We start from the raw sequence: 26,789 nt of genomic DNA on the forward strand, positions 1-26,789 counted from the left end.
TCAATATCAATTCTTATACTTTTTAATTCTCTCATTATTAATTAATTAAATGTTAATTTATTGGCTTTTTTTTCAAGAATTCATTATCTTATTAACAATAAAAAAAAGATAGTTATGAAAACGTTAAAATTCAACAAATACCTACTAGCTCTTTTTCTTTTAATTGTTGGAGTAAACACCTTATTTGCACAAGATACGGACTTCATTGAATTGGAAGCCAGAGTTATAGATAAAGATACTAAAGACGCTTTAGTATTCGCAGATGTACTTATTTTGGACACAAATATTAGCACGGTTACGAATACTGATGGCGAATTTTTATTAAAAGTACCTCATACCAATTTAGATGGAAGTATTATCATTTCTCACTTAGGTTATGAAAAAAAAGAATTGAAAATTTCATCAATAATGAACAATGAAAAAATTGCGCTTGAACCTGCAATAACAGAATTGGATGAAATTAGTATAAGTCTTGTGACAAAGGATGCGAGAGATTTAGTGGAACGCACCCTCGAGAAAAAAAGCAGTCTTTACAATAACGAAAACTCTGTAATGACCGCATTCTATAGAGAAACTATTAAGAAAAGAAGAAAAAACGCATCGCTTTCTGAAGCTGTTGTTAAAATTCATAAACAGCCTTATAATAATTTTAGAACTGATAATATTGAACTAATAAAAGCCAGAAAGAATACCGATTATTCGAAACTTGATACTCTTGCTTTGAAATTACAAGGTGGACCATTTAGCAATTTATATACTGATATTATAAAATATCCTGAGTTCATTTTTACACCTGAGGACATGCCTAAATATAAATTTAGTTACGGAAAATCTACTAAAATTAACAATCGTCAAATCTATGTTGTGAACTTTAAACAGAAAGAAGACATTGGTATTCCGTTATATTTTGGTAAACTTTACATAGATGCTGAAACTTTAGCGCTAACCAATGCGGTTTATAGTTTAAATGTTTCAAATAGAGAATTATCAAGTAGAATGTATGTTAGAAAAAAACCTAGAAAGGTAGATGTCTATCCGACAGAAGCAAAATATCGAGTTAATTATAGAACAACAAATGGCAAATGGCAATACGCTTACAGCAATATTTCTTTAACTTTTAAAGTGAATTGGAAAGGTAAGTTATTCAATTCTACTTATACTTTAAATAGTGAAATGGCAATAACAGATTGGCAAATTCAAGATACAAAACTTGCTAAAAAAAGAAGTAACTTAATTACGCCTTCAACGATTATTAGCGAAAAAGCATCAGGCTTTTCAGATCCACGATTTTGGGGAGCATATAATATTATTGAGCCAGAAAAATCAATTGAATCGGCAATTAAAAAAATTCAGAAGCAGTTAAAGCGAACTTAAAAATATTAAACTTTAATGAATTGCTAGATTAACAAGAATAGGTTCATGATCTGATAATTTTAGCTTAAAATTTTCATGTGAGTGTACTTCAATATCTTTATCAACCAAAATGTAATCTATTCTAATTGGATAATTAAGTCTGGGATAAGTCCCACCAAATCCTCGTCCTGATTCTATAAATGAATCAAACATATTATGTGATAATTTTCTATAAGTATTTGAATACTGTGTGGCATTAAAATCGCCTACAAAAATTACTTTTCCTTTAAATGCATTAGCGTGCTTAATAATTATTTTTGCCTGTTCTTCTTGCATAATTTGAACCTTCTCAACCCTATTAGTGAGTTTAAAAATTCCTGACAGGTTTAAATCGGAATTTCTTGGTCGTAATTTAAAAGATTCAAGATGAATATTATAAACCCTAACAATCTTACCATTGAACTTAATATCTGCATAAATTGCTTGATTTCTAGAATCAGGAAAATCAATATATCCTTTATTAACTATAGGGAACTTAGAAAACATAGCCATTACAGATTTTCCTGAGGTAACTAAATTAGTTTTAAACCAAAATGGATAATCTTTAAACGGTTTATATTTTATTGCTGAGAATTCTTGGAAGCAAACAATATCCGGTTCTCTTTTAATTATAAAATCTGCTATCTTATCATCCCCTTCTCGATTTCCATCTTTACCATCATATTTAAAACCATTTGCGTTATAACTTAAAATTGATAAATTATCTGAATTTATTGATTCTTTCAAAGAATTAAACTGTACAAACGAATCAAAAAAGAAGAAATAAACTATAACAGATAAAATTGAAAGTAAAAAAAATTTATTTCGTGTAATCAACCAAAAAACTCCGAGTATTACATTTAATGTAAAGAGAAAAGGTATAATTAGAGAAAACACAAAAGCTAAAAAACCGTTATAACAGGAAACTATTACACACCCAGTCATCAAAAACAAACTAGGTATTAAAGTCATTGTGCGACCTATATCTCGCCAAACAAATTTGAGAGTAATAGAATTTAACAAGTTATTATTTTTTAAAATAACGTTATTTGGCCATCATCAGCTTCTAAATCTGGGTCTTTAGAATCTGAATCATTTATAGAAGGATTACTTTTAATTTCAGTTGATACTTCTTTTTCATCAACAACTTCTATTTCATCGGCATGCACTTCTTCAGGTGCATCATATGGCAGTGGTTCAAGTAGATTTACTTGATTTACTTTTTCTTTTGTTAATTGATTACCTAATGCGTTAATACCTTTAATTGAAATAAACTCCTCTAAATTGAATTCTAAATTCTCCTTTCGGTCTTTACCTCGTTCTTTAGCAAAAACGACTTCGGCCATGGGTCTCCAGTCTGTTGAAACAATTTCTAATTGAGAATTTGGATGCTCTGAAATGAAGCTTTCTTCTTTCCCTTCCTGTTCTATTAAAAAACGCTTAACATAATACAATTCTTTTTCACCATTAAAGTAAATAGCAGAAATAGGCTTCTTAGGCACCCACTTTTCAAGAACAATCATGTCGTCATCAAAGTGCATTGTAACTTCAGGCGTCACTGTTTTAATTATTCCAGATTGTGTTATAATTAATAGTTTATCTTCGCCTCTAAATTCACCAATGAGCTCTCCTCTTCCGTCTACATTAAGACGTTGAACAGTTTCATCATACCAAATTTTTCGAGGTTTTAAAGTAGAAACTCCTTTTTCTTTTAATTCAATTCTCTTAACAGAGTATTTAGTCACTAAATTTCCTTTAGAAACGCGACCTTTAATAATTATATCTGCGAAATCTATATCCCACTTTAGTTTCTTAATACTTCCTGCTTGACGTAAATTAACCGTGACAACCTCAGCTTCACCATTCGGGTTTGCCGAAAAATATAAAACTGAAGATCCTTTACTTCCATTTGTTAAATCATACTCTCTATCTCTAGTGACTCCTGTAACAGCAAAACGCTTTATGTATGAAGGCCCCTTTCTTCCATCACGATAAATCATATTATAAATAGTACGTTTATCTTTCTTCTTAAATACGGCGACGTGTAAAATATCTTTACCAACAAACGTTTTTGAATCTACTTTTGTAACCATCATTTTCCCTTCGGCAGTAAACACAATAATATCGTCTATATCACTACAATCGCAAACATATTCATCGCGCTTTAATGATGTTCCTATAAAGCCTTCTTCTCGATTAACGTAAAGTTTCGTATTTCTAATAACAACTTTAGTAGCATCAACATCATCAAATATTTTTATTTCTGTTTTGCGCTCTTTACCTGCACTATACTCCTTTTTTAGCCTAGTAAAGTACGCAATTGCATAATCTATTAAATTTGCTAAATGATGTTTTACTTCAGCAATTTGATCTTCAAGCGCATCTATTTTTTGTTGTGCTTTATCAATATCAAATTTAGAAATACGCTTGATTCTAATTTCAGTTAAACGCACAATATCGTCTTCAGTTATAGCGCGTTTTAAATGTTTAATGTGTGGCTGAAGTCCTTTATCAATGGCTTTTATAACGCCCTCCCAGGTTTCTTCTTCTTCAATATCACGATAAATTCTTTTCTCTATAAAAATTCGTTCTAAAGAAGCGAAATGCCACTGCTCTTCATACTCAGATAATTTAATTTCTAGTTCTTGCTTTAGAAGTTGCACCGTGTTGTCTGTTGAACGACGAAGCATTTCAGTTACGCCAACAAACAGTGGTTTATTGTCCTCAATAACACAACCAAGAGGTGAAATTGACGATTCGCAGCTCGTAAACGCATACAATGCATCAATAGTTTTATCTGGTGATAAACCGGAAGGTAAATGAATTAAAATTTCAACTTCGGCAGCCGTATTATCTTCAATTTTTTTTATCTTGATTTTACCCTTATCATTGGCTTTTAAAATCGAATCAATAAGAGAAGATGTTGTTGTACCAAAAGGAATTTCAGTAATTACCAGTGTATTTTTATCTAATTGAGAAACTTTGGCACGAACACGTACTTTCCCCCCACGTAAACCATCATTATAATTTGAAAAATCTGCTTCTCCACCAGTAGGGAAATCTGGTAAAATGGTAAATCGTTTTCCCTGTAAGTGTTTTATTGAAGCATCAATAAGTTCAATAAAATTATGTGGTAATATTTTCGTTGAAAGTCCAACTGCAATCCCTTCACCTCCTTGCGCCAGTAACAATGGAAACATGACAGGCAAGTTAATTGGCTCTTTTCTTCTCCCGTCATAAGAGGCTTGCCATTCTGTGATTTTCGGATTGTAAACTACATCTAGCGCGAACTTCGATAAACGTGCTTCTATGTAACGTGAAGCTGCAGCACTATCGCCAGTTAAAATGTTACCCCAGTTACCTTGGGTGTCTATTAATAAATCTTTCTGGCCAATTTGAACCATAGCATCAGCTATACTTGCATCACCATGCGGATGGTATTGCATGGTATGACCGACTATATTTGCAACTTTATTATATCGACCATCATCCAAATCTTTCATGGAATGCATGATACGACGCTGTACTGGTTTAAAGCCATCTTCAATGGCAGGAACTGCACGTTCTAATATAACGTAAGACGCATAGTCTAAAAACCAATCTTTAAACATTCCCGTAACTCGGGTTATGGTTTCTTTAGGTTCGTCTTGTCCGTTAATTAACTCGTCGCCGTCTTCAATCATTTAAAAAACCTATTTTTTAGGTGTTCCGTTAAGCATTACTCTTCCTACGTTTCTTAATCTATGTGCTTGCTCACTACTCGTGTGTACGTGCAAATATTTATAAGATCTTTTCGTAAAGTGCGCTTTATCCTTGTTATATAACATTTTAGTTTAGTTTGATTTAATTATTTTATACTTGTATATTTCAAGATATACGATATGTAATACAAATTTAAGATATTTTATCACATTAATTTTAACTTTAAACTAGTTTATAATTAGGTCTATTTATCTAAAAATGTACATAAACATAAAACTATTCTACAATATCTAATTCTACTTTTAAATTATCTATAATAAATTCCTGTCTGGTAGGTGTATTTTTACCCATATAGAAAGAAAGTAACTCTTCAATAGACATTCCCTCTTCTAACATCACAGGATCTAACCGAATATTATCTCCAATAAAATGTTTAAATTCATCAGGTGAAATTTCACCTAATCCTTTAAATCGCGTTATTTCAGGCTTCGGTTTCAGTTTTTCAATAGCATCTCTTCGTTCTTCTTCAGAATAGCAATAAATAGTTTCTTTTTTATTTCTAACTCTAAATAATGGGGTTTGTAAAATATACAAGTGCCCTTCTTTAATTACCTCTGGAAAAAATTGTAAAAAGAACGTTATGAGCAATAACCGAATATGCATTCCATCGACATCTGCATCTGTTGCAATTACTACGTTATTATAACGTAAGTCTTCAAGTGATTCTTCAATATTTAAAGCCGCCTGTAACAGGTTAAACTCTTCGTTTTCATACACTATTTTTTTACTTAATCCGTAGCAGTTTAATGGCTTTCCTTTTAAACTAAATACCGCTTGAGTATTTACATCACGAGATTTTGTAATACTACCAGATGCCGAATCACCCTCTGTTATAAATAACGTGGTTTCTAGATTTCTTTCATTTTTGGTGTCACCGAAATGCACCCGACAATCGCGTAATTTTTTATTATGAAGGCTCGCCTTTTTAGCTCTATCTTTTGCTAATTTTCTAATACCCGATAATTCTTTGCGCTCGCGTTCTGCTTGAAGAATTTTACGTTGTATTTTTTCAGCTGTATCTGGATTTTTATGAAGATAATTATCTAGATAGGTCTTTAAAAAATCATTGATATAGGTTCTAACGGTAGGCAAATCGCCTCCCATATCTGTTGAACCTAGCTTTGTTTTAGTTTGACTCTCAAAAACAGGTTCCATCACTTTTATAGCGATTGCGCTTACTATAGATTTTCTAATATCTGAAGCATCGTAATTTTTACCATAAAATTCGCGAATGGTTCTCACAAAAGCCTCTCTGAAAGCATTTAAATGTGTTCCGCCTTGTGTGGTGTTTTGCCCGTTTACAAACGAATGATATTCCTCGCTATATTGGGTTTTACTATGTGTTAAAGCTATTTCAATATCATCACCTCTTAAATGAATAATAGGATATAATCTATCGGATTCATTAATATTTTCACTCAACAAATCTTTCAATCCGTGTTCGCTAAAATATTTTTCACCATTAAAAACTATGGTTAACCCTGGATTTAGGTATACATAGTTTTTTATCATTTTAACTATGTACTCATTTCTGTATTTATAGTTTTTAAAAATAACTTCATCTGGGACGAAGGACACTTTAGTACCTTTTCTACGTGAAGTGTCTTCTAATAAATCTTTATTAATGAGGTTACCTTGTTCAAACTCTGCTGAAGCAGATTTACTATCACGTGTAGACTCTACTCTAAAAAATGAAGAAAGCGCATTAACTGCTTTAGTACCAACACCATTTAATCCAACCGACTTTTTAAATGCTTTTGAATCATATTTTCCTCCGGTATTCATTTTAGAAACCACATCAACTACTTTTCCTAAAGGAATGCCTCGTCCGTAATCTCTAACAATGACTTTATTGCCTTGAATTGAAATTTCTATAGTTTTACCAGCTCCCATAACAAACTCATCTATGGAGTTGTCTAAAACTTCTTTAAGTAGAATATAAATACCATCGTCTGGTGACGACCCATCACCAAGTTTACCAATATACATCCCAGGGCGCATACGAATATGCTCCTTCCAGTCTAGAGAACGTATATTATCTTCGGTATAATTGGTCTGTTCAAGCATAAATAGGTTGTGATTTTAATACTTTCTAAACACAAAAGTATAAGATAGCACGCTAATATAGCACAACCTTTCAAAAAATAAAACCGCAGCGTTACAAAGTAATTAACAATAAAAGTAAATATTGTTGAGAACGTTAAAAATACGACTACTAGTCTGCAAATGGTTATTATTTTTAAACTAATTTACCGATTTAGAACTAGTTTAAATTATTTATCAAGTTGCTTTTCTAGTCGACACTAATAAAATACCAATAATTACCACCAAGGCACCAAAAAGTTGCAACCAAGTTAAAACCTCGTTTAAGAATACGGCTGCCAAAATTATCGTAGATATTGGACCAATACCAGCTAAAATGGCAAAGTTTGAGGAATTAATCATTTTAATTGAGGCAGAAACTAAAAATGAAGGTATAACCGTTGCAAAACATGCAATTAAGAATCCTAAACCATAGACCTCCCACGAAAAACTAAAAATATCCATTTCATTAATCAAACCGTAATGTATGAAGACGCAGACACATGAAACTATCATAGCATACGCAGTAAATTTCATTACTCCAAATTTTGGGATTAACCATCCGCTACCAACCAAATACGACGCATAAGTAATGGCGCTAAGCAAAATAAAAAAACCTCCTAAATAGGTATCTGAACCAGAAATAGCAACCTCATCTGAAAACGCAATAACAATACCCAAATACGTTAATATTATGGCAATAATTTGAATTTTAGTAATTGCTTTTTTTAAGAATATTCTATTAAAAAGTAATACAATCGTGGGGTATAGAAAAAGAATAATACGCTCTAAACTTGCTTTGATATATGTTAATCCTACAAAGTCGAAATAACTAGCTAAATAATAACCTACTAAACCGAAAAATACAAGCCATACATAGTCTTTTGCTTCTACCAAAGCATCAGAATTTTGGTTTCTATACCAATAAGCAATTACAAGATAAAATGGAAAGGAAAATAACATGCGGAGCAGTAAAACACTAATAGCATCAATATTATAGTTGTATGCCAACTTGACCATGACCGCTTTAGAAGAAAATAAAACGATTCCTAAAACCCCAAGAGCTACGCCATACCAAAATTGTTTATCGAGATGCATTGAACGAAAGTAGATTTGATTTTTTCGTTTTAAACCTCGAGAAATAATTTATTACGATGTTCAGTGTTGTTTATGGTAATAAAAATTGCAAAATAACTCAAATACTGAATAGAAAAATGACTTAGTAAGAACACCTGCGTTAGGGATTGTAGTGGATAGCCCACAGCGGAGGCACGACGCGAGGACTTGGAACGGAAAGCCCGACCCAAAGGGTAACGCCAATAAAATAATTTTATACGTTGAACAAGAAGTGCATGACATCGCCATCTTTTACGATGTAGTTTTTACCTTCAACACGCATTTTACCAGCTTCTTTTACTTTAGCTTCACTTCCGTAGCTTACGTAATCGTTATATGCGATAACTTCTGCACGAATAAAGCCTTTTTCGAAATCGGTATGAATAACGCCTGCTGCTTGCGGTGCAGTGGCACCAATATCTACAGTCCAAGCACGAACTTCCTTCACTCCTGCTGTAAAATAGGTTTGCTGATTAAGTAATTTATAAGCAGAACGAATTAATTTTGCAGAACCGGGTTCGTCTAAGCCAATATCTTGTAAAAACATTTGTCGCTCTTCGTAATCATCTAGCTCATTGATGTCTGCTTCTGTTCCTACTGCAAGCACTAAAACCTCTGCACTTTCGTCTTTTACAGCCTCTTTGACTTGGTCTACATAAGCATTTCCTGAAACCGCAGCGCCTTCATCTACATTACAAACGTACATTACGGGCTTATCGGTTATAAACTGTGACGGCTTTACAAAATCTTCGTAATCATCCTCACTAAACTCTAATGCTCTAACGGAAGTTCCTGATTCTAATCCAGCCTTTATTTGTAATAAAACAGCTTCTTCTTTCTGAGCGTCTTTATTACCTGTTTTAGCAGCACGTTTTACTTTATCGAGTTTCTTTTCAACAGTTTCTAAATCTTTAAGTTGTAATTCCATATCGATAGTTTCTTTATCGCGAATAGGATTTACATTACCATCAACATGTACAATATTATCGTTATCAAAGCATCTTAATACATGAAGGATGGCATCGGTCTCACGAATATTGGCTAAAAACTGATTTCCTAATCCTTCTCCTTTACTAGCGCCTTTCACTAATCCGGCAATATCAACAATTTCGACAGTTGCAGGCACAACACGCTCTGGGTTAACCAAAGATTCCAATTTCTCCAAACGTGGATCTGGTACATTTACCACACCAATATTAGGCTCTATTGTACAAAACGGAAAATTTGCACTTTGTGCTTTTGCATTCGATAAACAATTAAATAAAGTCGATTTCCCTACGTTTGGCAATCCTACAATACCTGCTTTCATAATTACTTTAATTTTGCGAGTGCAAATGTAGTTAATTAGATGAATTAGATTTATACATTATTAGGAATATTTAAATTCTTACTCAAGGCAAAAAAAAATCCTAAGTGTTTGCTTAGGATTTTTTAAAATATATTTTTTAGCCATTTTTAACCGTCAGGGTGCATAAAGCGTTGTTTAGCTAATAATTCTTCTTCGGTTTCAACATGGTCTTCATCAGGTACACAACAGTCTACAGGACAAACTGCAGCACATTGTGGCTCGTCGTGAAACCCTTTACATTCTGTACACTTATCTGGAACAATGTAATACAACTCATCGCTTATCGGTTCTTGAGCTTCATCAGCATCAACTTCAGTACCATTAGTTAGTACAACTTTACCATCTAAACTCGTACCATCTTTATAGCGCCAATCATCTGCACCTTCATATATTGCTGTATTAGGACACTCAGGTTCGCATGCCCCACAATTTATACATTCGTCTGTTATTATAATTGCCATAGTAATTTTTTATCTTTTAAAGTTTAAGAACTCTGCATAGAATCCTTAAATTTGCAGTTGCAAAAATAAAGCCAAAACCATTCATAACCAAATTCAGAATGCAATTACAGGAAAGAATTAACGCTTTTGTAAAATTAGGAGATTTTTTAAGGCAATTTTCTAATGAAGTTATCTCAAAAGCAGATAATGTTGAACACAACGAGGTATTCTTTGATGGCTTTAAACACCAGATAAAACTGGCACAAGAACATAATGGGTGGTTTACCGCCGAAAATATTAGGTTCGCATTAAAATCATGGGCAGATGCTTTAACCCTAACTATTTTAGAAGCCTGGTTAAATCCTTATGCCATAGAGAACGTGTCTCCAAAACAAGTAGCAATAATAATGGCGGGGAATATTCCGCTTGTGGGTTTTCACGATTTTCTATCGGTACTTATTACGGGGCATAAAGTCTTAGTCAAACAATCTTCTAACGATAAACATTTACTTCCTTTTTTAGCGAAATATATAGAATATGTAGAACCTAAATTTAATGGTGCTATTTCTTTTACTGAAGCGAAAGTTGAAAATTTTGATGCCGTAATAGCAACTGGCAGTAACAATACAGCACGATATTTTGAATATTATTTTAAAAACAAGCCATCTATTATTAGAAACAACAGAAACTCAGTTGCTGTATTAACAGGAAATGAAACACCGCAGGATTTAAAAAATCTCTCCGAAGACATATTTAGATATTACGGATTAGGCTGTAGAAATGTTTCTAAACTCTATGTGCCAAAAGGCTATAAATTTGATGCCTTTTTTGAAGGTATTTATCATTGGCATCCTATTGTGGAAAAAGCAAAATATGCCAATAACTACGACTATAATAAAGCGGTGTATTTAATGAGCGAATTTGATATGCTTGAGAACGGATTTTTTATGATTAAAGAAGATGAAAGTTTTGCTTCTCCAATAGCGACGTTGTTTTATGAATATTATGACTCAACTGAAAATTTAAAAACAGAACTTGAAGCTAAAAAAAATCAAATACAGTGTATTGTTTCTAGAGGATTTATTGAAAATGAAATTGCTTTTGGACACACTCAAAAACCAGAACTTTGGGATTATGCGGATAGTGTAGATTCTATTGAATTTTTGTTAGCAATTTCTTGAAAAAATTATTGATTTAATAACACAAAATACCTAATTAATTAGCAACTTTGCATCTTAATTTTTTATCACTCAAAATGAAAAAACACAACTTTAGCGCAGGCCCTAGTATTTTACCACAAGAAGTCTTATTAAAAGCTTCTGAAGCGGTAATTGATTATAATAACACTGGTTTATCTTTAATTGAAATATCACACAGAAGTAAAGATTTTGTTGATATTATGGAAAAAGCAAGAGCTTTAGTTTTAGAGTTACTTGGTTTAGAAGGTAAAGGATATAAAGCATTATTTTTACAAGGCGGTGCTAGTACACAGTTTTTAATGGTAGCCATGAATCTTTTGGAAAAAAGAGCTGGATACTTAAATACGGGTGCATGGAGTGAGAAGGCTATAAAAGAAGCCCAAATGTTAGATGATATTTATCAAGTGGCTTCATCTAAAGATGCTAACTTTAATTATATCCCTAAAGGTTATACAATTCCTGAAGATTATGATTATTTTCACTGTACTTCAAACAATACCATTGTTGGAACACAGTTAAAATCATTTCCAAACTCACCAATACCTATGGTGTGCGATATGAGTAGTGATATATTTTCACGTCAGTTAGATTTTTCTCAATTTGGTATTATTTACGCCGGAGCTCAAAAAAATATGGGTCCTGCAGGAACAACTCTTGTGGTAGTAAAAGAAGATATTCTTGGAAAAGTATCTCGTAAAATTCCTTCTATCATGGATTACAAAAAACACATTGGTAGTGGCAGTATGCTTAACACGCCTCCTGTTTTTGCAGTTTATACGTCTATGTTAACTTTAGAATGGTTAAAAGGTCTTGGTGGTATTGCAGCAGTTGAAGAAGAAAATGAAAAGAAAGCGCGTTTAATGTATTCTGAAATAGATTTGAACCCATTATTTAAAGGATTCGCTGCTAAAGAAGATCGTTCTTACATGAATGCTACGTTCACCTTAGAAAACGAAAACTTAAAAGAAACTTTCGAATCTATGCTGAAAGAAGCGGGTATTAGTGGCGTAAACGGACACAGAAGTGTTGGTGGATACAGAGCTTCAATGTACAATGCATTACCAATTGATAGTGTAAAAGCGCTTGTAGAAGTCATGAGCGAATTAGAAAGTAAAGCATAATAAATATTACAGTAAGCAGTCTCAATTTATAGTGCTTACTTAGACATAAAAACAAATTATAAATTGAAGTACAGAGGTAATAGTAATTTCAACTTTACACTCTTAAACTTTAACATTAAACATAAAAAATGAAAGTATTAGCAAACGACGGAATTTCTCAAAGCGGAATTGATGCCTTAGATAAAGCTGGTTTCGATGTTATCACAACCACAGTGGCTCAAGAACAATTGATTAATTATATAAACGAAAAAGACATCGCTGTTTTATTAGTTAGAAGTGCAACAACAGTAAGAAAAGATTTAATTGACGCTTGTCCAGGTTTGAAAATAATTGGCCGTGGTGGCGTTGGTATGGATAACATCGATGTTGAATATGCAAGAGAAAAAGGTTTAAAAGTAATTAACACACCTGCAGCCTCTTCACACTCAGTTGCTGAATTGGTATTCGGGCACTTTTATGGTTTAGCACGTTTTTTACATAACTCCAACAGAGATATGCCTTTAGAAGGAGATAGCAACTTCAAAGGACTAAAAAAAGCATATGCAAAAGGTACTGAGCTTAAAGGAAAAACCTTGGGTGTTTTAGGGTTTGGTCGTATTGGTCAAGCTACAGCTAAAGTAGCACTTGGTGTTGGAATGAAAGTAGTCGCTTTTGATCCGTTTTTAGCAGAAGCAGATTTAGAGTTAGAATTTTTTGATGGTCAAAAAGTAAACTTCAATATTAAAACAATTTCTAAAGAAGACGTTTTAAAACAATCAGATTTTATCTCACTTCATGTGCCAGCTCAAAAAGACTACGTAATTGATGAAGCAGAGTTTAACATGATGAAAGATGGTGTGATTATAGCTAATGCTGCGCGAGGCGGTGTGGTAAATGAAGTTGCATTAGTAAAAGCCATTGAAAGCGGGAAAGTTGCTAGAGCAGCTTTAGATGTTTTTGAAAAAGAACCTAAACCAGAAATGCAATTATTAATGAATCCTGCTTTATCTCTAACACCTCATACCGGTGCTGCAACTAATGAAGCACAAGATAGAATTGGTACAGAATTAGCATCACAAATTATTAATATCTTAGGATAGATTAATAAAATTGTGACTAATTAAAGATTAATGAGTCCTAACTATAGCAGTTGGGGCTTTTTTTGTACATTCAACTTCAATTTTTCAAATTATATTAATCAATAACAATTATAAAATCATGTCTGGAATTTTAGATTTATTAAACAGTGACCTAGGAAAAACATTAATTAACGGCGTTTCTAGTCAAACAAAACAACCTCAAAATAAAACACAAGATGTTTTAACAATGGCTTTGCCAGTTTTAATGCAAGCCATGAGACGTAATGCATCAACTCCTCAAGGAGCAGAAGGCTTATTAAGTGCTTTAAACAGTAAGCACGACGGAAGTATACTTGATAATTTAGGTGGACTTTTTAGTGGAGGTGTTGATCAAAATGTGATGTCCGACGGTGAGAAAATCCTTGGACATGTATTAGGTAATAAACAACGTAACGTACAGAATACTTTAGGTGCTAAAGCAGGAATGGACGCTGATTCTGTTGCGCAAATACTAAAAGTTGCGGCACCAATTTTAATGGGTGTATTAGGTAAACAAACCAGACAAAATAATGTGAGTAGTCCAAATGCAATTGATGGATTACTTGGTGGTTTATTAAAGGGTAATTCCCCTCAACAAGAACAAAGCTTTTTAGAATCGATACTTGATGCTGATGGTGATGGTAGTGTTATTGATGATGTTGCTGGCATGGTTTTAGGTGGAAACAAAAAGAAAGGTGGCCTTGGTGGATTACTAGGAGGCTTATTCGGAAGAAAATAATACCAAATCTCTATAAATAGTTAAAAAAGTCAACATTACGTTGGCTTTTTTTTTGTTAAAAACATTTAAAAAGAACGCACTAAGGAATGATTTTTGTAAATTTAATAAGAAAGCTAATACTTTTTACTCACAACAGAATTAGTTTAAGTTTTACTTTTATTAAAATCACAAATTCTGTATTTATTCAAAAAAAATGCCTAAATGCCATGAAAAAAATAAGTTATATCCTTTGCATTTCAATGTTTATTGTAAGCTGCAACACAACTAAAAAAGTGGCAAAAACATCTACAGATGAGCAATTGGAAAGTTTAAAACAAAATGATACTGTAAAAATTGCTAATGACGACATAGAATATGAAATCATGATTATAGAGCCTGGTTTCAATTTTTGGCTTGCTAGTATAGCCAAACAACGCGGTTATTACTCGCAAGAATTCTTAGAAAACAGAAACAATCTTTATGTTATGGAATGGAATCAGCGTGTTTTGCTTCCTCAACAATACAGAACAGATTTATACGAATTACAAATTGATTATCAACAAGGTATAGATTATGGTTATGAAGTTAATTATGTGCTTTACAATTATTTTATATACTTTCAGAGAAAATACAATCAGAGATTAGGACCGTTCATTCCTAGAATTTAAATCTATTTTATTTATTTTTGCATAAAATTGCAACTTTGGAAAAATTAAAAGCCCGTTGGGGCATAGAACATAATTGGCAAATAATCGTTATACTGATAGTATTTGCAGTTACAGGTTCTACGGCATCATACATAGGCAAACCCATACTTTCATTTTTAAATATTACGACTGAAACCTTTTCAAGTTTCGGTTATTGGACCCTACGAATCGTTTTACTTTTTATAGTTTACCAATTTTTGCTGGTGTTTTTTGGGTGGTTATTTGGTCAGTATAAATTTTTCTGGAACTTCGAAAAAAAGATGCTTCGTAGATTAGGTTTAAAACGATTTATAGATTAATGCATCGTATCAAGGAACATATCATTTTTCGTTTACTAACATTTTTGTTGGTAATAGCATTAATGGTACCTTCTACTATTAAATTAATCCATGTTTTTGAGCATCATGAACATGAAATATGTGTTGGTGGAAACACAACTCATATTCATAAAATAGATTTAGATTGTGAGTTTCAAAAATTTCAATTGACAACACATTTTAACCTTCCCGATGTCGATTTTGCGGTTTTTCAACCTAAAAAAATCTCAACATCTATTGAGTCTCAATACTTCTTTTTAAGTAAATATCAACGTTTACATTTTTCCCTCAGGGGTCCTCCTTCATTAGTTTAATAATTTTTACTGAGCTCAACTTTAAGAGCTTTAGCTATTTTTTTTATTAAATAAAATGAACAAATTATATGAAATCATTATTAAACGCATTGCTATTGTTAGCAATCACAAGTATTTACAGTCAAAATACATTTAGTGGTAAAATTACAGACTCTCAAACCTCAGAACCACTATCATTCGTAAATATCTATTTTTCCGATCTTGAAAAAGGCACAGTTACAAATGAAAATGGAGTTTTTCAAATTGAAAATATCCCTACAGGGAAACATCAAATTATTTTTTCTATGATTGGTTACGAAACACAATCAGTTTCAATAAACATCTCAACAGAAACCAAATTTGAAATTAAGTTAATGCCCACCGCCATAGAAATGGAAAGTATTATCATTTCTACACCTTTTCACAAACTACAGAGTGAAAATGTTATGAAGGTGGAACAAAAATCTGTCAAAGAGTTAAAATCCAGCGGTGCAGTAACGCTTGCAGAAGGTATCACCAATATAGCTGGTGTAGAAAGTATTACTACTGGATTAAGTATAGGAAAACCCGTTATTAGAGGGTTAAGTTCAAACAGAGTGCTTGTTTACACTCAAGGCATTCGCTTAGAAAATCAGCAATATGGCGATGAGCATGGTTTAGGCGTAAACGAAACAGGTATTGAAAGTGTAGAAGTTATTAAAGGTCCAGCTTCGTTGTTATATGGAAGTGATGCCCTTGGTGGCGTTTTGTATTTAAACCCAGAGCGTTTTGCAAATACCAATTCGTCTTCAGGCGATTTTGGCGGTAACTATTTTAGTAACACACAAGGTTACAGTACCAATGCAGGTGTTAAAGTTTCAGGAGATGAATTTAAATTTTTATTTAGAGGAAGTTTAGCAGAACATGCTGATTATAAAACGAATGATTACCGTGTAACAAACACACGTTTTAGAGAACAAGATTTAAAAGCTGGTATAGCCTACCATAACAATGCATTTAAAACAGAATTTCGTTATAACGTAAACCAATCTAAACTCGGAATTCCTGAAGACATAGGCATACAGAACACCAACAGAATGCCACTTCTGCCCTACCAAGAAGTTACCAATCATGTGTTTAGTTCAAAATCTACATTGTTTTTTAATGATTCGAAATTAGATATCAGTTTAGGGTATATTTATAACAATAGAAAAGAATTTGAAGAGCATCACCATGACGAGGATGAAGATCATCATGACGAAGATGAGCATGACGAAGATGAACACGAAGAAGAAGAGCATCATGATGAAGCAGATGAAATTCTAGAAGCAGCTTTGAATATGAAACTCTCAACCGCGAGTTACGATGTGAAGTATAGTCTACCTAATCTTGGGAAAGTTGAAACTATTTTTGGAGTTCAAGGCATGAATCAAGTTAATGCTAATTATGGTGAAGAAGCCTTAATACCCAATGCCACAACTAACGATATAGGTGTATTTGCAACATCTCATATTCATTTTGATAAAGCCGATATTCAATTAGGTGCTCGATATGATAATAGACACTTAAATATTGAAAATAGTCTCAACAAAACCTTCAACAGTTTTAATGGCGCCTTAGGGTTTAAAACAAATATCACACCTGCAATAACAACACGAGTTAATTTAGCAACTGGTTTTAGAGCGCCTAATTTATCTGAATTAGCATCCGATGGGTCTCATGGTGGAACCAATCGGTATGAAATTGGAAACATCGATTTAAATAACGAACAAAATTTTCAAACCGATGTGGCATTCGAATTTAAAAATGAACATTTAGAATTATTTGCCAACGGGTTTTATAATACCATAAACGATTACATTTTTTTAGCTCCTACCAGCGAGATTATTGATGAAGACCCCGTTTTCAGGTATGCTCAAGAAGATGCCAAATTATATGGTGGGGAGTTTGGATTGCATTTACATCCACATCCTCTAGATTGGATTCATTTTGAAAGCAGTTTTGCAATGGTAACTGGCAAGCAAGATAATGGTGCGTATTTACCATTAATTCCAGCAAATAATTTAACCAATACCATTAGAGTAGAATTTGAAAATAATTCTATAAACCAAGGCTATGCTTTTATAACCTTACGCTCTACTTTTAACCAGAATAATGTGAGTATTTTTGAAACTCCAACCGGAAGTTATAATTTGCTTAGTGCCGGTTTAGGAGGAAATTTAACCCTTTTTAAAAACGAAGTAAGTTTTAGTCTTTCTGGAACTAACCTAACTAATAAAACTTATATTAATCATTTATCTCGATTAAAACCAGACGGTATTTTTAATATGGGTAGAAATATTAGTCTTGCGTTTACTTATAACCTTTAGGAGAGATAATGGATTATAACATAAATACAAACGAATTTTATGAAATCAAACCTATCGAAAAAAATTACTAACTTCGTTTAACATGTCGTAATAACACGAGGTACTAATTATTTAAAACATTTATATGAAAACTTGGCGTTTTAAAGTAAAAAGTAATCCAGTTGAAATTAGTAAGAAATTAGAATCTTCTCTAGGAGCAGTTAAAGGATTTGTTTTTGATATGAATCAAGACAACAGTGATTCAGTAACATTTAAAGTTCGCAAGCGTATTTTATATGCGTGGTACATGGTATTTCAAAACTGGACTGTTGTTAATGGTAAATTAATAAAATCTAATGCAGAAAATAAAACCAATGTAGAAATTTCATTTCATCAGCACTTTTTAATAACACTAATCATCATGACTCAAATGTTTTTAGGAATAGGTTTATTAGTTGGAATTATTTCAGGAATTAGTAACAATACTTCTATGTATTTTCTTGGAGGCATACTTATAGTTTTAGCAATTGTTATTTGGATCGCAATACAGAAGAAATTTGAAAAAGATATTCTAAAATATAAATCTTTAATTACTCAAATTTTAGAATCTTAGTAATTTTGATTGTTAGACATCAAGTACAACGGTAAAACGAAAGTCTTAAAAACAAAAAGCTACACTTAAACAGTGTAGCTTTTTGTTTTTCTATAATATAGGAATACTACCTAGAATAATTTGGAGATTCCTTTGTAATGGTTACATCATGTGGGTGGCTCTCGTTGATACCACTTGCCGTAATTTTAACAAACTGTCCTGTTTCTTTAAGTGTCTCTATATCTTTTGCACCACAGTAGCCCATGCCAGCGCGTAACCCTCCAATAAACTGGTGGATACTTTCAAATAAATCGCCTTTATATGGAACACGTCCTACAATACCTTCTGGTACTAATTTTTTAATATCATCTTCAACATCTTGGAAGTAGCGGTCTTTACTACCTTGTTTCATGGCTTCAACAGAACCCATTCCTCGATAAGATTTAAACTTTCTGCCTTCGTAAATAATAGTTTCTCCTGGAGATTCTTTTGTTCCTGCTAAAAGGGAACCTAACATAACTGTATCCGCTCCTGCGGCAATGGCTTTAGGAATATCACCTGTGTAACGAATACCACCATCTGCAATCACTGGAACACCTGAGCCTTTTATGGCCGCAGCAACTTCCAACACCGCAGAAAACTGAGGAAACCCAACTCCTGCAACAACACGTGTTGTACAAATAGAACCTGGACCTATACCAACTTTTACAGCATCAGCTCCTGCTTCAACTAGATATTTAGCAGCCGCCCCTGTGGCTATATTACCAACAATGACATCAAGTTTTGGGAATTTAGCTTTAATTTCCTTAAGTACACTTACCACACCTTTGGTATGACCGTGCGCTGTATCGATAACAACGGCATCAACACCAGCTTTAACCAATGCTTCTGCTCTATCAACTGCATCGCCTGTAACGCCAATGGCTGCAGCAACACGTAAACGCCCATATTTATCTTTATTGGCGTTTGGTTTCTGACTTAACTTAGTAATATCTCTAAAGGTTATTAAACCCGACAGTTTAAAATGATCGTCAACAATAAGAAGTTTTTCTATTTTATGTTGTTGAAGAATTTTTTCGGCATCTTGTAATGAAGTGCCTACTGCAGCTGTAACCAGATTTTCACTTGTCATGACCTCAACAATTGGACGTTTGTTATCATGCTCGAAACGTAAATCACGATTGGTTACAATACCTTTTAAAGTTCCTTCTTCATCAACGATTGGAATACCACCAATACTATATTCAGACATATATTTTTTGGCGTGTTTTACTTTCGCTGTCAGAGGTAAAGTTACTGGATCGATAATCATTCCGCTTTCTGCACGTTTTACCTTTTTTACCTTTTGTGCTTGAGCTTCAATAGACATATTTTTATGAAGCACTCCAATACCACCTTCTTGAGCCATGGCAATAGCCATTTTGCTTTCTGTAACCGTATCCATGGCAGCAGAAATAATTGGTACATTAATGGTGATGTTTCGTGTAAACTTTGTTTGAATATTGACTTCGCGCGGAAGTACTTCTGAAAAGGCTGGAACTAATAGAACGTCGTCGTAGGTTAACCCTTCTCCAACTATTTTGTTTTCGTGTGCAGTCATGATGCAATTACAGTTATAATTGCGTGCAAATATACAATTTAAAAATAGATTTTTACACCTATTAATTGTTAAGAAATTAATAAGAGTATTTTTAGGATTTTTTAAACAACTGTTTAAAAATAATGACTGTTGAAGTTGTAAATGTAATAGTCATTAAAAAGCCCGAAAACATCACAATATACTTCATCCAGAGGACACCTATCCATAACAAATATAGTCCGCCAAAAGTTAAAAGTACTGAAACGAATGGTTCTATAATAAGAAACAATTTTAGCTTTCTGTTGAGTTTAGTTATTGAAACAAGTCCGCCAACTAAAAAGAAAATAATGGACATGGATAAAATATGGTTATGTACCAAGGTTAGCATTTCTTGATCGCTTTTTTTGAAACGCATAACCTCTGCGTTTTCATCGTCTTCATTTCCTAAATAATGCTCTTCTATACCGTTCGGGTTAGCTGAAGAGGTTTCGCCTACAAATAATAAACCCGTATAAAAACCAATACTTAATAGGATTACAAATGCACCGATTAACAATTTAATCTCTTTAGGAAGCGTAATTATTAATCCGTTTAGTTGCATTTACAGAATGTTTTGGCTTTGAAGTATTTGAATAGATTTTAATAAATCGTTCATAGCGTTCGTCATGGAACGCACAGAAATGGTTGCCCCAGAAATGGCCATAATATTATCGCCATGTTTTAGTTGGTCGCCACCTTTTTTACCTATAAACTGTTTTAACCAGCGTGTACTTCCTATCTCGCCTCCATACTCTTCGCGATACATGAGTACTTTTGATTTTAAAACTATTAAATCTTTATCGAGCAGCACTAAATAATCATAAAGAGCTGTTTTACTTGGTGCTTGTGATAAATAGGCGTATCCTAAAAGTTTGTTATCGGCCTCAATTTTAAAGAGGTTATTTTCTTCGAATTTTGAAGGTAAATCTTTTGAAATTGATTTAGCAATTTTTACTTCTGTAAAATTGAAGGTTTCAATACCGAATGTTTTAACAATTTCTTTATCAACCTTTTTTTGGATGTTTTTGGGCAGACCAAAAGACATTAAGACTAATGCTAAAATTAATATTGAAATAAATTTCATTTTCATAATACAAAAGTATTGCTTTTTATTGTTTAAATCTTAAAAATCCAAACAGCTTATTCGTATTTTCTTGTTTTACGAATAAGCTATTTGGTAATTGTCCGTTAGGGATTGTAATGGTTAGCTTTTGGCGAGGCGTGCATTGAGCCAAAACTAGTAATGGAAAGCCCGACCCTCGTGGTAACCTACCTGCCAGCAAGCAGGCGCTCAAATTATTTTAGAACCAAACCCCTATTCCGAAATTTAATCTATTGGCAACATCGCCGCCAGATACCGCATTATCTCTAAATTGGTAATCGCCTTTTAAAACAACACCCGGAGCAATGTGATAGCTTAAACCAGTTGTTAAATCGTTTCGGTTGTACGCATCGTTTCGTTGCAAAGCACCTGCCGTATTAGCGTGTGTATCGTACTGTTCGTAACGTGCAAATGCGAATAAACGTTGTGCCTTTTCTTGTGGTAATAAATTGTATCCTGCTTCGAGGTACCAACCTTGTAATTCGCTACCTAATTGATTTCCTGTTAAATTGTTGTAAGCTTCTGTTCCTGATAAAGAACCGTGTACAAACTGACCACGAGCTGTGAAACGTTGGTAAGCATAACGAGCATCTAAACCTATCATTGAAATACCAATATTAGCGCCATCGATATTTTCTACATCGTCTTCTGCTTGCGTATCTCCAAAATATCCTGAAAGTCCTAATCGTAAACCTGGAATACCATAGTAATCAAATTTAACAGATAATGTTGGACTATCTACAGTAGATTGAATGGCTTTTTGACGACCACCACGTAATCCACTAGAGCCTTGTAAAGCACCGTTAACACCACCTGAACCATCAAAAGATGTTGATTTAAATCCGTTAAATATATAGGCTTGATAACCTAAAGATAAATCATTAAATCTTCCTGTTACACCTACTCCCAACTCTCTCCAAGTGGTTGGAATAATAACGTTATCAACAGAAGGACGTTCTACACCGTTAAATGTTGTTGGTTCGTGAAACTCATTAATAATGCCAAAAGGAACTAACATTAAACCACCACGCAGACTTACATTCTGGCCTACATTATAATTCACAAAAGCTTGTTCTACGAAAACCTCAACAGTATGCTCCATTTCTAATTCTGTTACAAACTGTGTTTTATCGTTAAATTTATAACCAAAAAGTAATACCAAACGCTGTACATCCAGCTCGCCATTTGCAGATTCTGGTTGGTTATAGGTTAGCTCTCCATAAGCACCTACAGTTACCGCTTTACCATAGTTTCCAGATAAAATACGTTGCGCTGCGTTTAATTGTTGTTGTGGGTTAAAAGTGATTGAATCTTGTAAGGTTTGTGCACCAACCATTGATGCCACTAAGATTGAAAAAAGTAGGGTTATTTTCTTCATTTTTTGTCGATTGATTTTGTTTATTTAGACTTATTATAAATAATACTTAATTTGAAGCTGCAAATATAAAACTCATTATTACTTACGCAAAGTTTATTTAGATTAAATTTAAATAAAGAATTTCGAACAAAATTAACCGTCTATAATTCAATATATTATAAACAAATTTTAACATTTAAATTTTAGGGAGAAAATGTAGAATTAATGAAAATGATTGAAAATTTTCGATGCTTCGTTATAAGCACTTTCAAAACTAAGAGCGTTTAAAGGGTTGTTTTTTTGAGAAGTGAAGTATGACAATAATTTTTCGGTTGGCATATTACCTGTAAGTTCGTCTTTTGCCATTGGGCAACCTCCAAAACCTTGGATTGCACCATCAAAACGATGGCATCCCGCCTTGTAAGCAGCGTCAATTTTTTCAAACCATGTACTTGGAGTGGTATGCAAATGTGCTCCAAATTCTATATTCGGATACTTTGGAATTAAGTTAGAAAACAAATAGTCAATACTTTCTGGGTTTGAAGTTCCTACGGTATCGCTTAAAGATAAAATCTTTACACCCATGCCTGCCAGTTTTTCGGTCCACTCGCCTACAATATCCACATTCCATGGGTCACCATATGGGTTTCCAAAACCCATAGATATGTAAACAACTACTTCTTTATTGGTTTTACTGGCTATTTCTAAAATTTCAGAAAGTGTAATTACAGATTGCTCAATAGTTTTATGCGTATTACGCATCTGAAAGTTTTCTGAAATAGAAAATGGATAACCTAAATAGTTAATGGCCTTGTACTTACTGGCATCTTCTGCTCCACGAGTATTGGCAATAATCGCTAAAAGTTTGCTCTTCGTTTTACTTAAATCTAATTGTGATAATACCTCTGCCGTATCAACCATTTGAGGAATAGCTTTTGGTGATACAAAACTCCCAAAGTCTATCGTATCAAAATCAACGCGTAATAAAGACTGAATGTATTGCACCTTCTGCGCTGTTGGAATAAATTGCTTTATTCCTTGCATAGCATCACGCGGACATTCAATAATTTTTATGGGTTTTGACATGGTTACTCAAACGAAATTCAGAGGTTAAAAATACTATTATTTTTAAGAATGTAAGTTCTAATCTTAATTCCCGACCCATCTAATCCGAAACTAATCCATTTATCGCCTTTGTTATGAAAAACATTACTTTATTATTTTCTTTTTTATTATGCTCTTTTGCTTTTAGTCAAAGTACTGCAAACTACACCATAACAGTAAGCACTATATGGAATGCTACTGACCATACTTCTATACCAAACGATCCACATTGGTCGCCTTTAGCAGGAGCAACACATAAAAATGCTAATGATATATTGGAGTTTAATGTTCCCGCACCACTGACAAATGGTATCAAAAATATAGCTGAAACTGGTAACACCATAAATTTTCAAAATGAAATAGCAGCCAATTCAGATGCTGATCAGTATTTACAAGATGGATTTTCACCGCGTCAAGCTGAAGGTAGTATAGCTGAAGTAAATGTAACAATTAGTGAGTTATTTCCATACGTAACATTAGTTTCTATGGTTGCTCCCAGTCCTGACTGGTTTATAGCTGTAAATAGTGAAAATTTAAGATCTGGAAACAACGCTGTAAATAATGGTTGGAAATCGACTTATACTATTGATATGTTTGCATATGATTCAGGCACTGATGATGGAACCGATTACGAATCGAGCAATTCTGCTAGTAATCCTAGAATGCCTATATCTATGATTACTGGAACTCCAATAAATGGGAAAAGGATGGGAACTATGACCTTTACATATAATTCTTCAACTTTAAGTTCTAATACGGGCAATACAATCGAAAACCTAAAGATATTTCCTAACCCTTCTAAAGGGCAAATCAGCATTGCAAATATTCAAAACCTTAGCATTAAATCTATAGAAATTTATAACGTTTTGGGTACTCTTGTCAAGCAAATTTCAATAAAGCAAAATACGTCGAAAATTAATCTTAATTTATCCGAACTGAATAGCGGTATTTATCTTTTATCTGTTTTAGATGACTCTGGAGCGAGCCTTACTAAAAAGCTTGTTATTGAATAAATATAAAATACCTTAAAAGCACCGAATTTCTTAACAAATCTTCAAATATCTGAGCGTAAATGTTAAATTATCGATAATTTTAACATTTTAACGTTTTTATTACGGTTACAATACATTTCCAGATACATTTACTAGTAAATGTTTTTACCCCAAATGAATATTTTAACCTATAGATTAACTCTTTTAGTACTTTCGGTAATTTTATCGACGTCTGTAAGCCTATTTTCTCAAAATAGTGAAGCGATTAATTGCGGTAATACAACATCCACAAAAACCTTAGATTTTTACAAAAATATTAAGCCTCAATTAAAAAAATATGAGGATGATTTTCTTGTGTCTAAATCTGCAAAAGGCACGGTGCCTTACCAAGTTTTAAATGCGATACCAGTTAAGGCATATATTGTAAGAAATTCAGATGGATCAGGAGGATTGGATATGAACGATTTGAATCATGCAATTTCAAATCTAAATGAAATCTATAAAGATGCCTACCTAGAATTTTTCTTGTGTGATGGTGTTCAATATATTGATGACGATAATTTATGTCACTTTAAAAAAGGAAACGAAAAAGATATTATCGAGAGTAACTATGTACCTGGGTTATTAAATCTTTATTTTACAGACTACATTGAGAATGAATCTAGTGAAGCCATTTGCGGTTATAGTGACAACGTTGGAAGAAACGATTTTGTGGTCATGAGAAATAGTTGTGCAACTAATGCTTCTTCATTACCTCATGAAATAGGTCATTTTTTCTCTTTATTACATACTCATGGAGCAGATAATAATGGAACAACCGAGTTAGTTGATGGTAGCAATTGTGATACAGATGGTGATGGTATTTGCGATACACCTGCAGATCCTACTTTAAGCTATTCATCTGTTGATGATTCATGTAACTACACAGGTTCAGCTATTGATGCTAATGGTGATGCTTACCATCCAGATACAAGAAACATGATGTCTTATTCAAGAAAAGAATGTAGACAATATTTTTCTGAACAACAATTGGCTAGAATGTATGCGTTTTATATGACTACCAAGAGTTATTTGTCTTGTCCTTCATTCAATGCGAATATTGCAGTTAATGAAAGTGAAACATGCGACGACTATTTAACAGTGAATTTTGAAAGTTTAAATGATAATGTTACCGATTGGCAATGGGATATTGATGGTGATGGTATTATTGATTACAACACACAGAATCCTTCTCACACGTTTGAAACAGGTATTTATGATGTTATTCTTACCGTATCAATTAAGTCGAGAACTATAAGTAAAAAGTTTGTAAACTTTATTAAAGTAGGAACTTTTACAGATCTTTTAGATGAAGATTTTGAGGAATTCAATTTACTCGACCAACATGGTTGGACTAGTCGTGATGTTACCGGACATGGTTATAATTGGTACACGAATTACGGTAATACTCAATCAAATGAAACTGGGCCTATAAATTATTATAAAAAGTCTGAAAGTGAATTGAACACCTATATCTATGCTGAAGCATCTGGTGCAAGCGTAGGAGATATTACTGAATTGATTTCACCATGTATAGATGTGAAGTATCAAAATAGCGAATTGGAATTTTCATATCATATGTATGGAAAAGATGTTGGCGAACTTCATGTAGATATCAAAACTGATACTGGCTATAACTTAGATGTTATCCCACCTTTTATAGGAAGTCAACAGAATACTCCAGAAGAAGATTTTAAAACAAAAACCATTGACTTATCGGCTTATGCAAATCAAACAATAAAAGTTCGATTTAGAGCTGTTAGAGGCTCTGGTTGGAAAGGCGATATTGCCATTGATAATATTTTAGTTAAAACTATTCATACTGCCATTTCCGATAATATCTACAATGTGTATCCGAATCCTATTCGAGAAGGATTACTCTATATTAAAAACAATGATTTAGACAATGTTTCTACCTATATAGTTACTAATCTAGTTGGACAACCATTTTTATCTGGCACCATTACAGAAAGCCCTATTGATCTGAGTAAATTATCTTCAGGAACCTATTTGCTTACTTTAACTAATGGTAAAAATAGAGTGGTTAAGAAAATTATTAAATAAGC

General features: G+C 33.1%; 24 protein-coding genes. 12 read left to right on the forward strand and 12 right to left on the reverse strand.

Going from position 1 to position 26,789, the window contains the following annotated elements; translation table 11 throughout:
- The first annotated feature begins 114 nt into the window (after positions 1-114).
- The gene (locus BUA46_RS13360; RefSeq protein ID WP_019388343.1) at positions 115-1,374 is read left to right on the forward strand and encodes a carboxypeptidase-like regulatory domain-containing protein; all 1,260 of its coding nucleotides are present in this window, start codon (positions 115-117) and stop codon (positions 1,372-1,374) included.
- Positions 1,375-1,386: 12 nt separating this feature from the next.
- Here the strand turns inward: BUA46_RS13360 and BUA46_RS13365 are convergent, their stop codons facing one another.
- From BUA46_RS13365 to BUA46_RS13390, 7 genes are all read right to left on the reverse strand, one after another.
- Positions 1,387-2,139: an endonuclease/exonuclease/phosphatase family protein gene (locus tag BUA46_RS13365; RefSeq protein ID WP_162129540.1), complete on the reverse strand. Its 753-nt coding sequence runs from the start codon at positions 2,137-2,139 to the stop codon at positions 1,387-1,389.
- Positions 2,140-2,426: 287 nt separating this feature from the next.
- On the reverse strand, positions 2,427-5,075 hold the full coding sequence (locus BUA46_RS13370; protein WP_019388345.1) for a DNA gyrase/topoisomerase IV subunit A: 2,649 nt from the start codon (positions 5,073-5,075) through the stop codon (positions 2,427-2,429).
- A gap of 9 nt (positions 5,076-5,084) precedes the next feature.
- The gene (locus BUA46_RS15290) at positions 5,085-5,219 is read right to left on the reverse strand and encodes a hypothetical protein (RefSeq protein WP_262482098.1); all 135 of its coding nucleotides are present in this window, start codon (positions 5,217-5,219) and stop codon (positions 5,085-5,087) included.
- A 151-nt stretch (positions 5,220-5,370) separates the two neighbouring features.
- Complete coding sequence (locus tag BUA46_RS13375; protein WP_019388346.1) at positions 5,371-7,221, reverse strand: DNA topoisomerase IV subunit B; 1,851 nt, start codon at positions 7,219-7,221, stop codon at positions 5,371-5,373.
- A gap of 213 nt (positions 7,222-7,434) precedes the next feature.
- Positions 7,435-8,334 (reverse strand): DMT family transporter, encoded by a 900-nt coding sequence (locus BUA46_RS13380; protein ID WP_019388347.1) that lies wholly within the window; start codon positions 8,332-8,334, stop codon positions 7,435-7,437.
- Between the two features lie 232 nt (positions 8,335-8,566).
- A complete protein-coding gene (ychF, locus tag BUA46_RS13385; RefSeq protein WP_019388348.1) occupies positions 8,567-9,661 on the reverse strand; it encodes a redox-regulated ATPase YchF in 1,095 nt (364 codons plus the stop codon).
- Positions 9,662-9,807: 146 nt separating this feature from the next.
- A complete protein-coding gene (locus BUA46_RS13390; RefSeq protein ID WP_019388349.1) occupies positions 9,808-10,161 on the reverse strand; it encodes a 4Fe-4S dicluster domain-containing protein in 354 nt (117 codons plus the stop codon).
- 98 nt (positions 10,162-10,259) lie between these two features.
- Here BUA46_RS13390 and BUA46_RS13395 point away from each other — a divergent pair, with 98 nt between their 5' ends.
- The 9 genes from BUA46_RS13395 to BUA46_RS13435 all read left to right on the forward strand — a co-directional run bounded on the left by BUA46_RS13395 (position 10,260) and on the right by BUA46_RS13435 (position 18,532).
- Positions 10,260-11,321, forward strand: a complete 1,062-nt coding sequence (locus BUA46_RS13395; protein ID WP_019388350.1) for an acyl-CoA reductase — start codon at positions 10,260-10,262, stop codon at positions 11,319-11,321.
- Between the two features lie 74 nt (positions 11,322-11,395).
- Positions 11,396-12,460, forward strand: a complete 1,065-nt coding sequence (gene serC / locus BUA46_RS13400; protein WP_019388351.1) for a 3-phosphoserine/phosphohydroxythreonine transaminase — start codon at positions 11,396-11,398, stop codon at positions 12,458-12,460.
- Positions 12,461-12,588: 128 nt separating this feature from the next.
- Entirely contained in the window at positions 12,589-13,539 is a 951-nt protein-coding gene (locus BUA46_RS13405) for a D-2-hydroxyacid dehydrogenase (RefSeq protein WP_019388352.1), read from the forward strand.
- 118 nt (positions 13,540-13,657) lie between these two features.
- The gene (locus BUA46_RS13410; protein ID WP_019388353.1) at positions 13,658-14,296 is read left to right on the forward strand and encodes a DUF937 domain-containing protein; all 639 of its coding nucleotides are present in this window, start codon (positions 13,658-13,660) and stop codon (positions 14,294-14,296) included.
- A 206-nt stretch (positions 14,297-14,502) separates the two neighbouring features.
- Positions 14,503-14,943: a DUF6146 family protein gene (locus BUA46_RS13415; protein ID WP_026010112.1), complete on the forward strand. Its 441-nt coding sequence runs from the start codon at positions 14,503-14,505 to the stop codon at positions 14,941-14,943.
- A gap of 35 nt (positions 14,944-14,978) precedes the next feature.
- Entirely contained in the window at positions 14,979-15,281 is a 303-nt protein-coding gene (locus BUA46_RS13420) for a DUF6787 family protein (protein ID WP_019388355.1), read from the forward strand.
- The gene (locus BUA46_RS13425; RefSeq protein WP_019388356.1) at positions 15,281-15,613 is read left to right on the forward strand and encodes a hypothetical protein; all 333 of its coding nucleotides are present in this window, start codon (positions 15,281-15,283) and stop codon (positions 15,611-15,613) included. The genes BUA46_RS13420 and BUA46_RS13425 overlap by 1 nt, the downstream gene beginning before the upstream one ends.
- Positions 15,614-15,681: 68 nt before the next feature.
- Positions 15,682-17,940 carry a TonB-dependent receptor gene (locus BUA46_RS13430; protein ID WP_019388357.1) on the forward strand — a complete coding sequence of 753 codons (2,259 nt, stop codon included), beginning with the start codon at positions 15,682-15,684 and terminating at the stop codon, positions 17,938-17,940.
- A gap of 124 nt (positions 17,941-18,064) precedes the next feature.
- On the forward strand, positions 18,065-18,532 hold the full coding sequence (locus BUA46_RS13435; RefSeq protein WP_019388358.1) for a hypothetical protein: 468 nt from the start codon (positions 18,065-18,067) through the stop codon (positions 18,530-18,532).
- A 106-nt stretch (positions 18,533-18,638) separates the two neighbouring features.
- On the opposite strand, the gene guaB is transcribed toward BUA46_RS13435, so the two are convergent.
- From guaB to BUA46_RS13460, 5 genes are all read right to left on the reverse strand, one after another.
- Complete coding sequence (gene guaB, locus BUA46_RS13440) at positions 18,639-20,111, reverse strand: IMP dehydrogenase (RefSeq protein WP_019388359.1); 1,473 nt, start codon at positions 20,109-20,111, stop codon at positions 18,639-18,641.
- Between the two features lie 91 nt (positions 20,112-20,202).
- Complete coding sequence (locus BUA46_RS13445) at positions 20,203-20,691, reverse strand: hypothetical protein (RefSeq protein WP_019388360.1); 489 nt, start codon at positions 20,689-20,691, stop codon at positions 20,203-20,205.
- The gene (locus BUA46_RS13450) at positions 20,692-21,219 is read right to left on the reverse strand and encodes an FMN-binding protein (RefSeq protein ID WP_019388361.1); all 528 of its coding nucleotides are present in this window, start codon (positions 21,217-21,219) and stop codon (positions 20,692-20,694) included. It abuts the gene before it with no gap.
- A 211-nt stretch (positions 21,220-21,430) separates the two neighbouring features.
- Positions 21,431-22,609 (reverse strand): porin family protein, encoded by a 1,179-nt coding sequence (locus BUA46_RS13455; protein WP_026010113.1) that lies wholly within the window; start codon positions 22,607-22,609, stop codon positions 21,431-21,433.
- A gap of 201 nt (positions 22,610-22,810) precedes the next feature.
- Positions 22,811-23,674: a hydroxymethylglutaryl-CoA lyase gene (locus tag BUA46_RS13460; RefSeq protein ID WP_019388363.1), complete on the reverse strand. Its 864-nt coding sequence runs from the start codon at positions 23,672-23,674 to the stop codon at positions 22,811-22,813.
- Between the two features lie 113 nt (positions 23,675-23,787).
- On the opposite strand from BUA46_RS13460, the gene BUA46_RS13465 reads away from it, so the two are divergent.
- Positions 23,788-24,705, forward strand: coding sequence for a T9SS type A sorting domain-containing protein (locus BUA46_RS13465; RefSeq protein ID WP_019388364.1), 918 nt, complete (start codon positions 23,788-23,790; stop codon positions 24,703-24,705).
- Between the two features lie 153 nt (positions 24,706-24,858).
- Positions 24,859-26,787, forward strand: coding sequence for a T9SS-dependent choice-of-anchor J family protein (locus BUA46_RS13470; protein WP_019388365.1), 1,929 nt, complete (start codon positions 24,859-24,861; stop codon positions 26,785-26,787).
- Positions 26,788-26,789: the final 2 nt, after the last annotated feature.

The organism is Algibacter luteus (assembly GCF_900141715.1).
In the GTDB taxonomy this organism is placed as follows: domain Bacteria; phylum Bacteroidota; class Bacteroidia; order Flavobacteriales; family Flavobacteriaceae; genus Arenitalea; species Arenitalea lutea.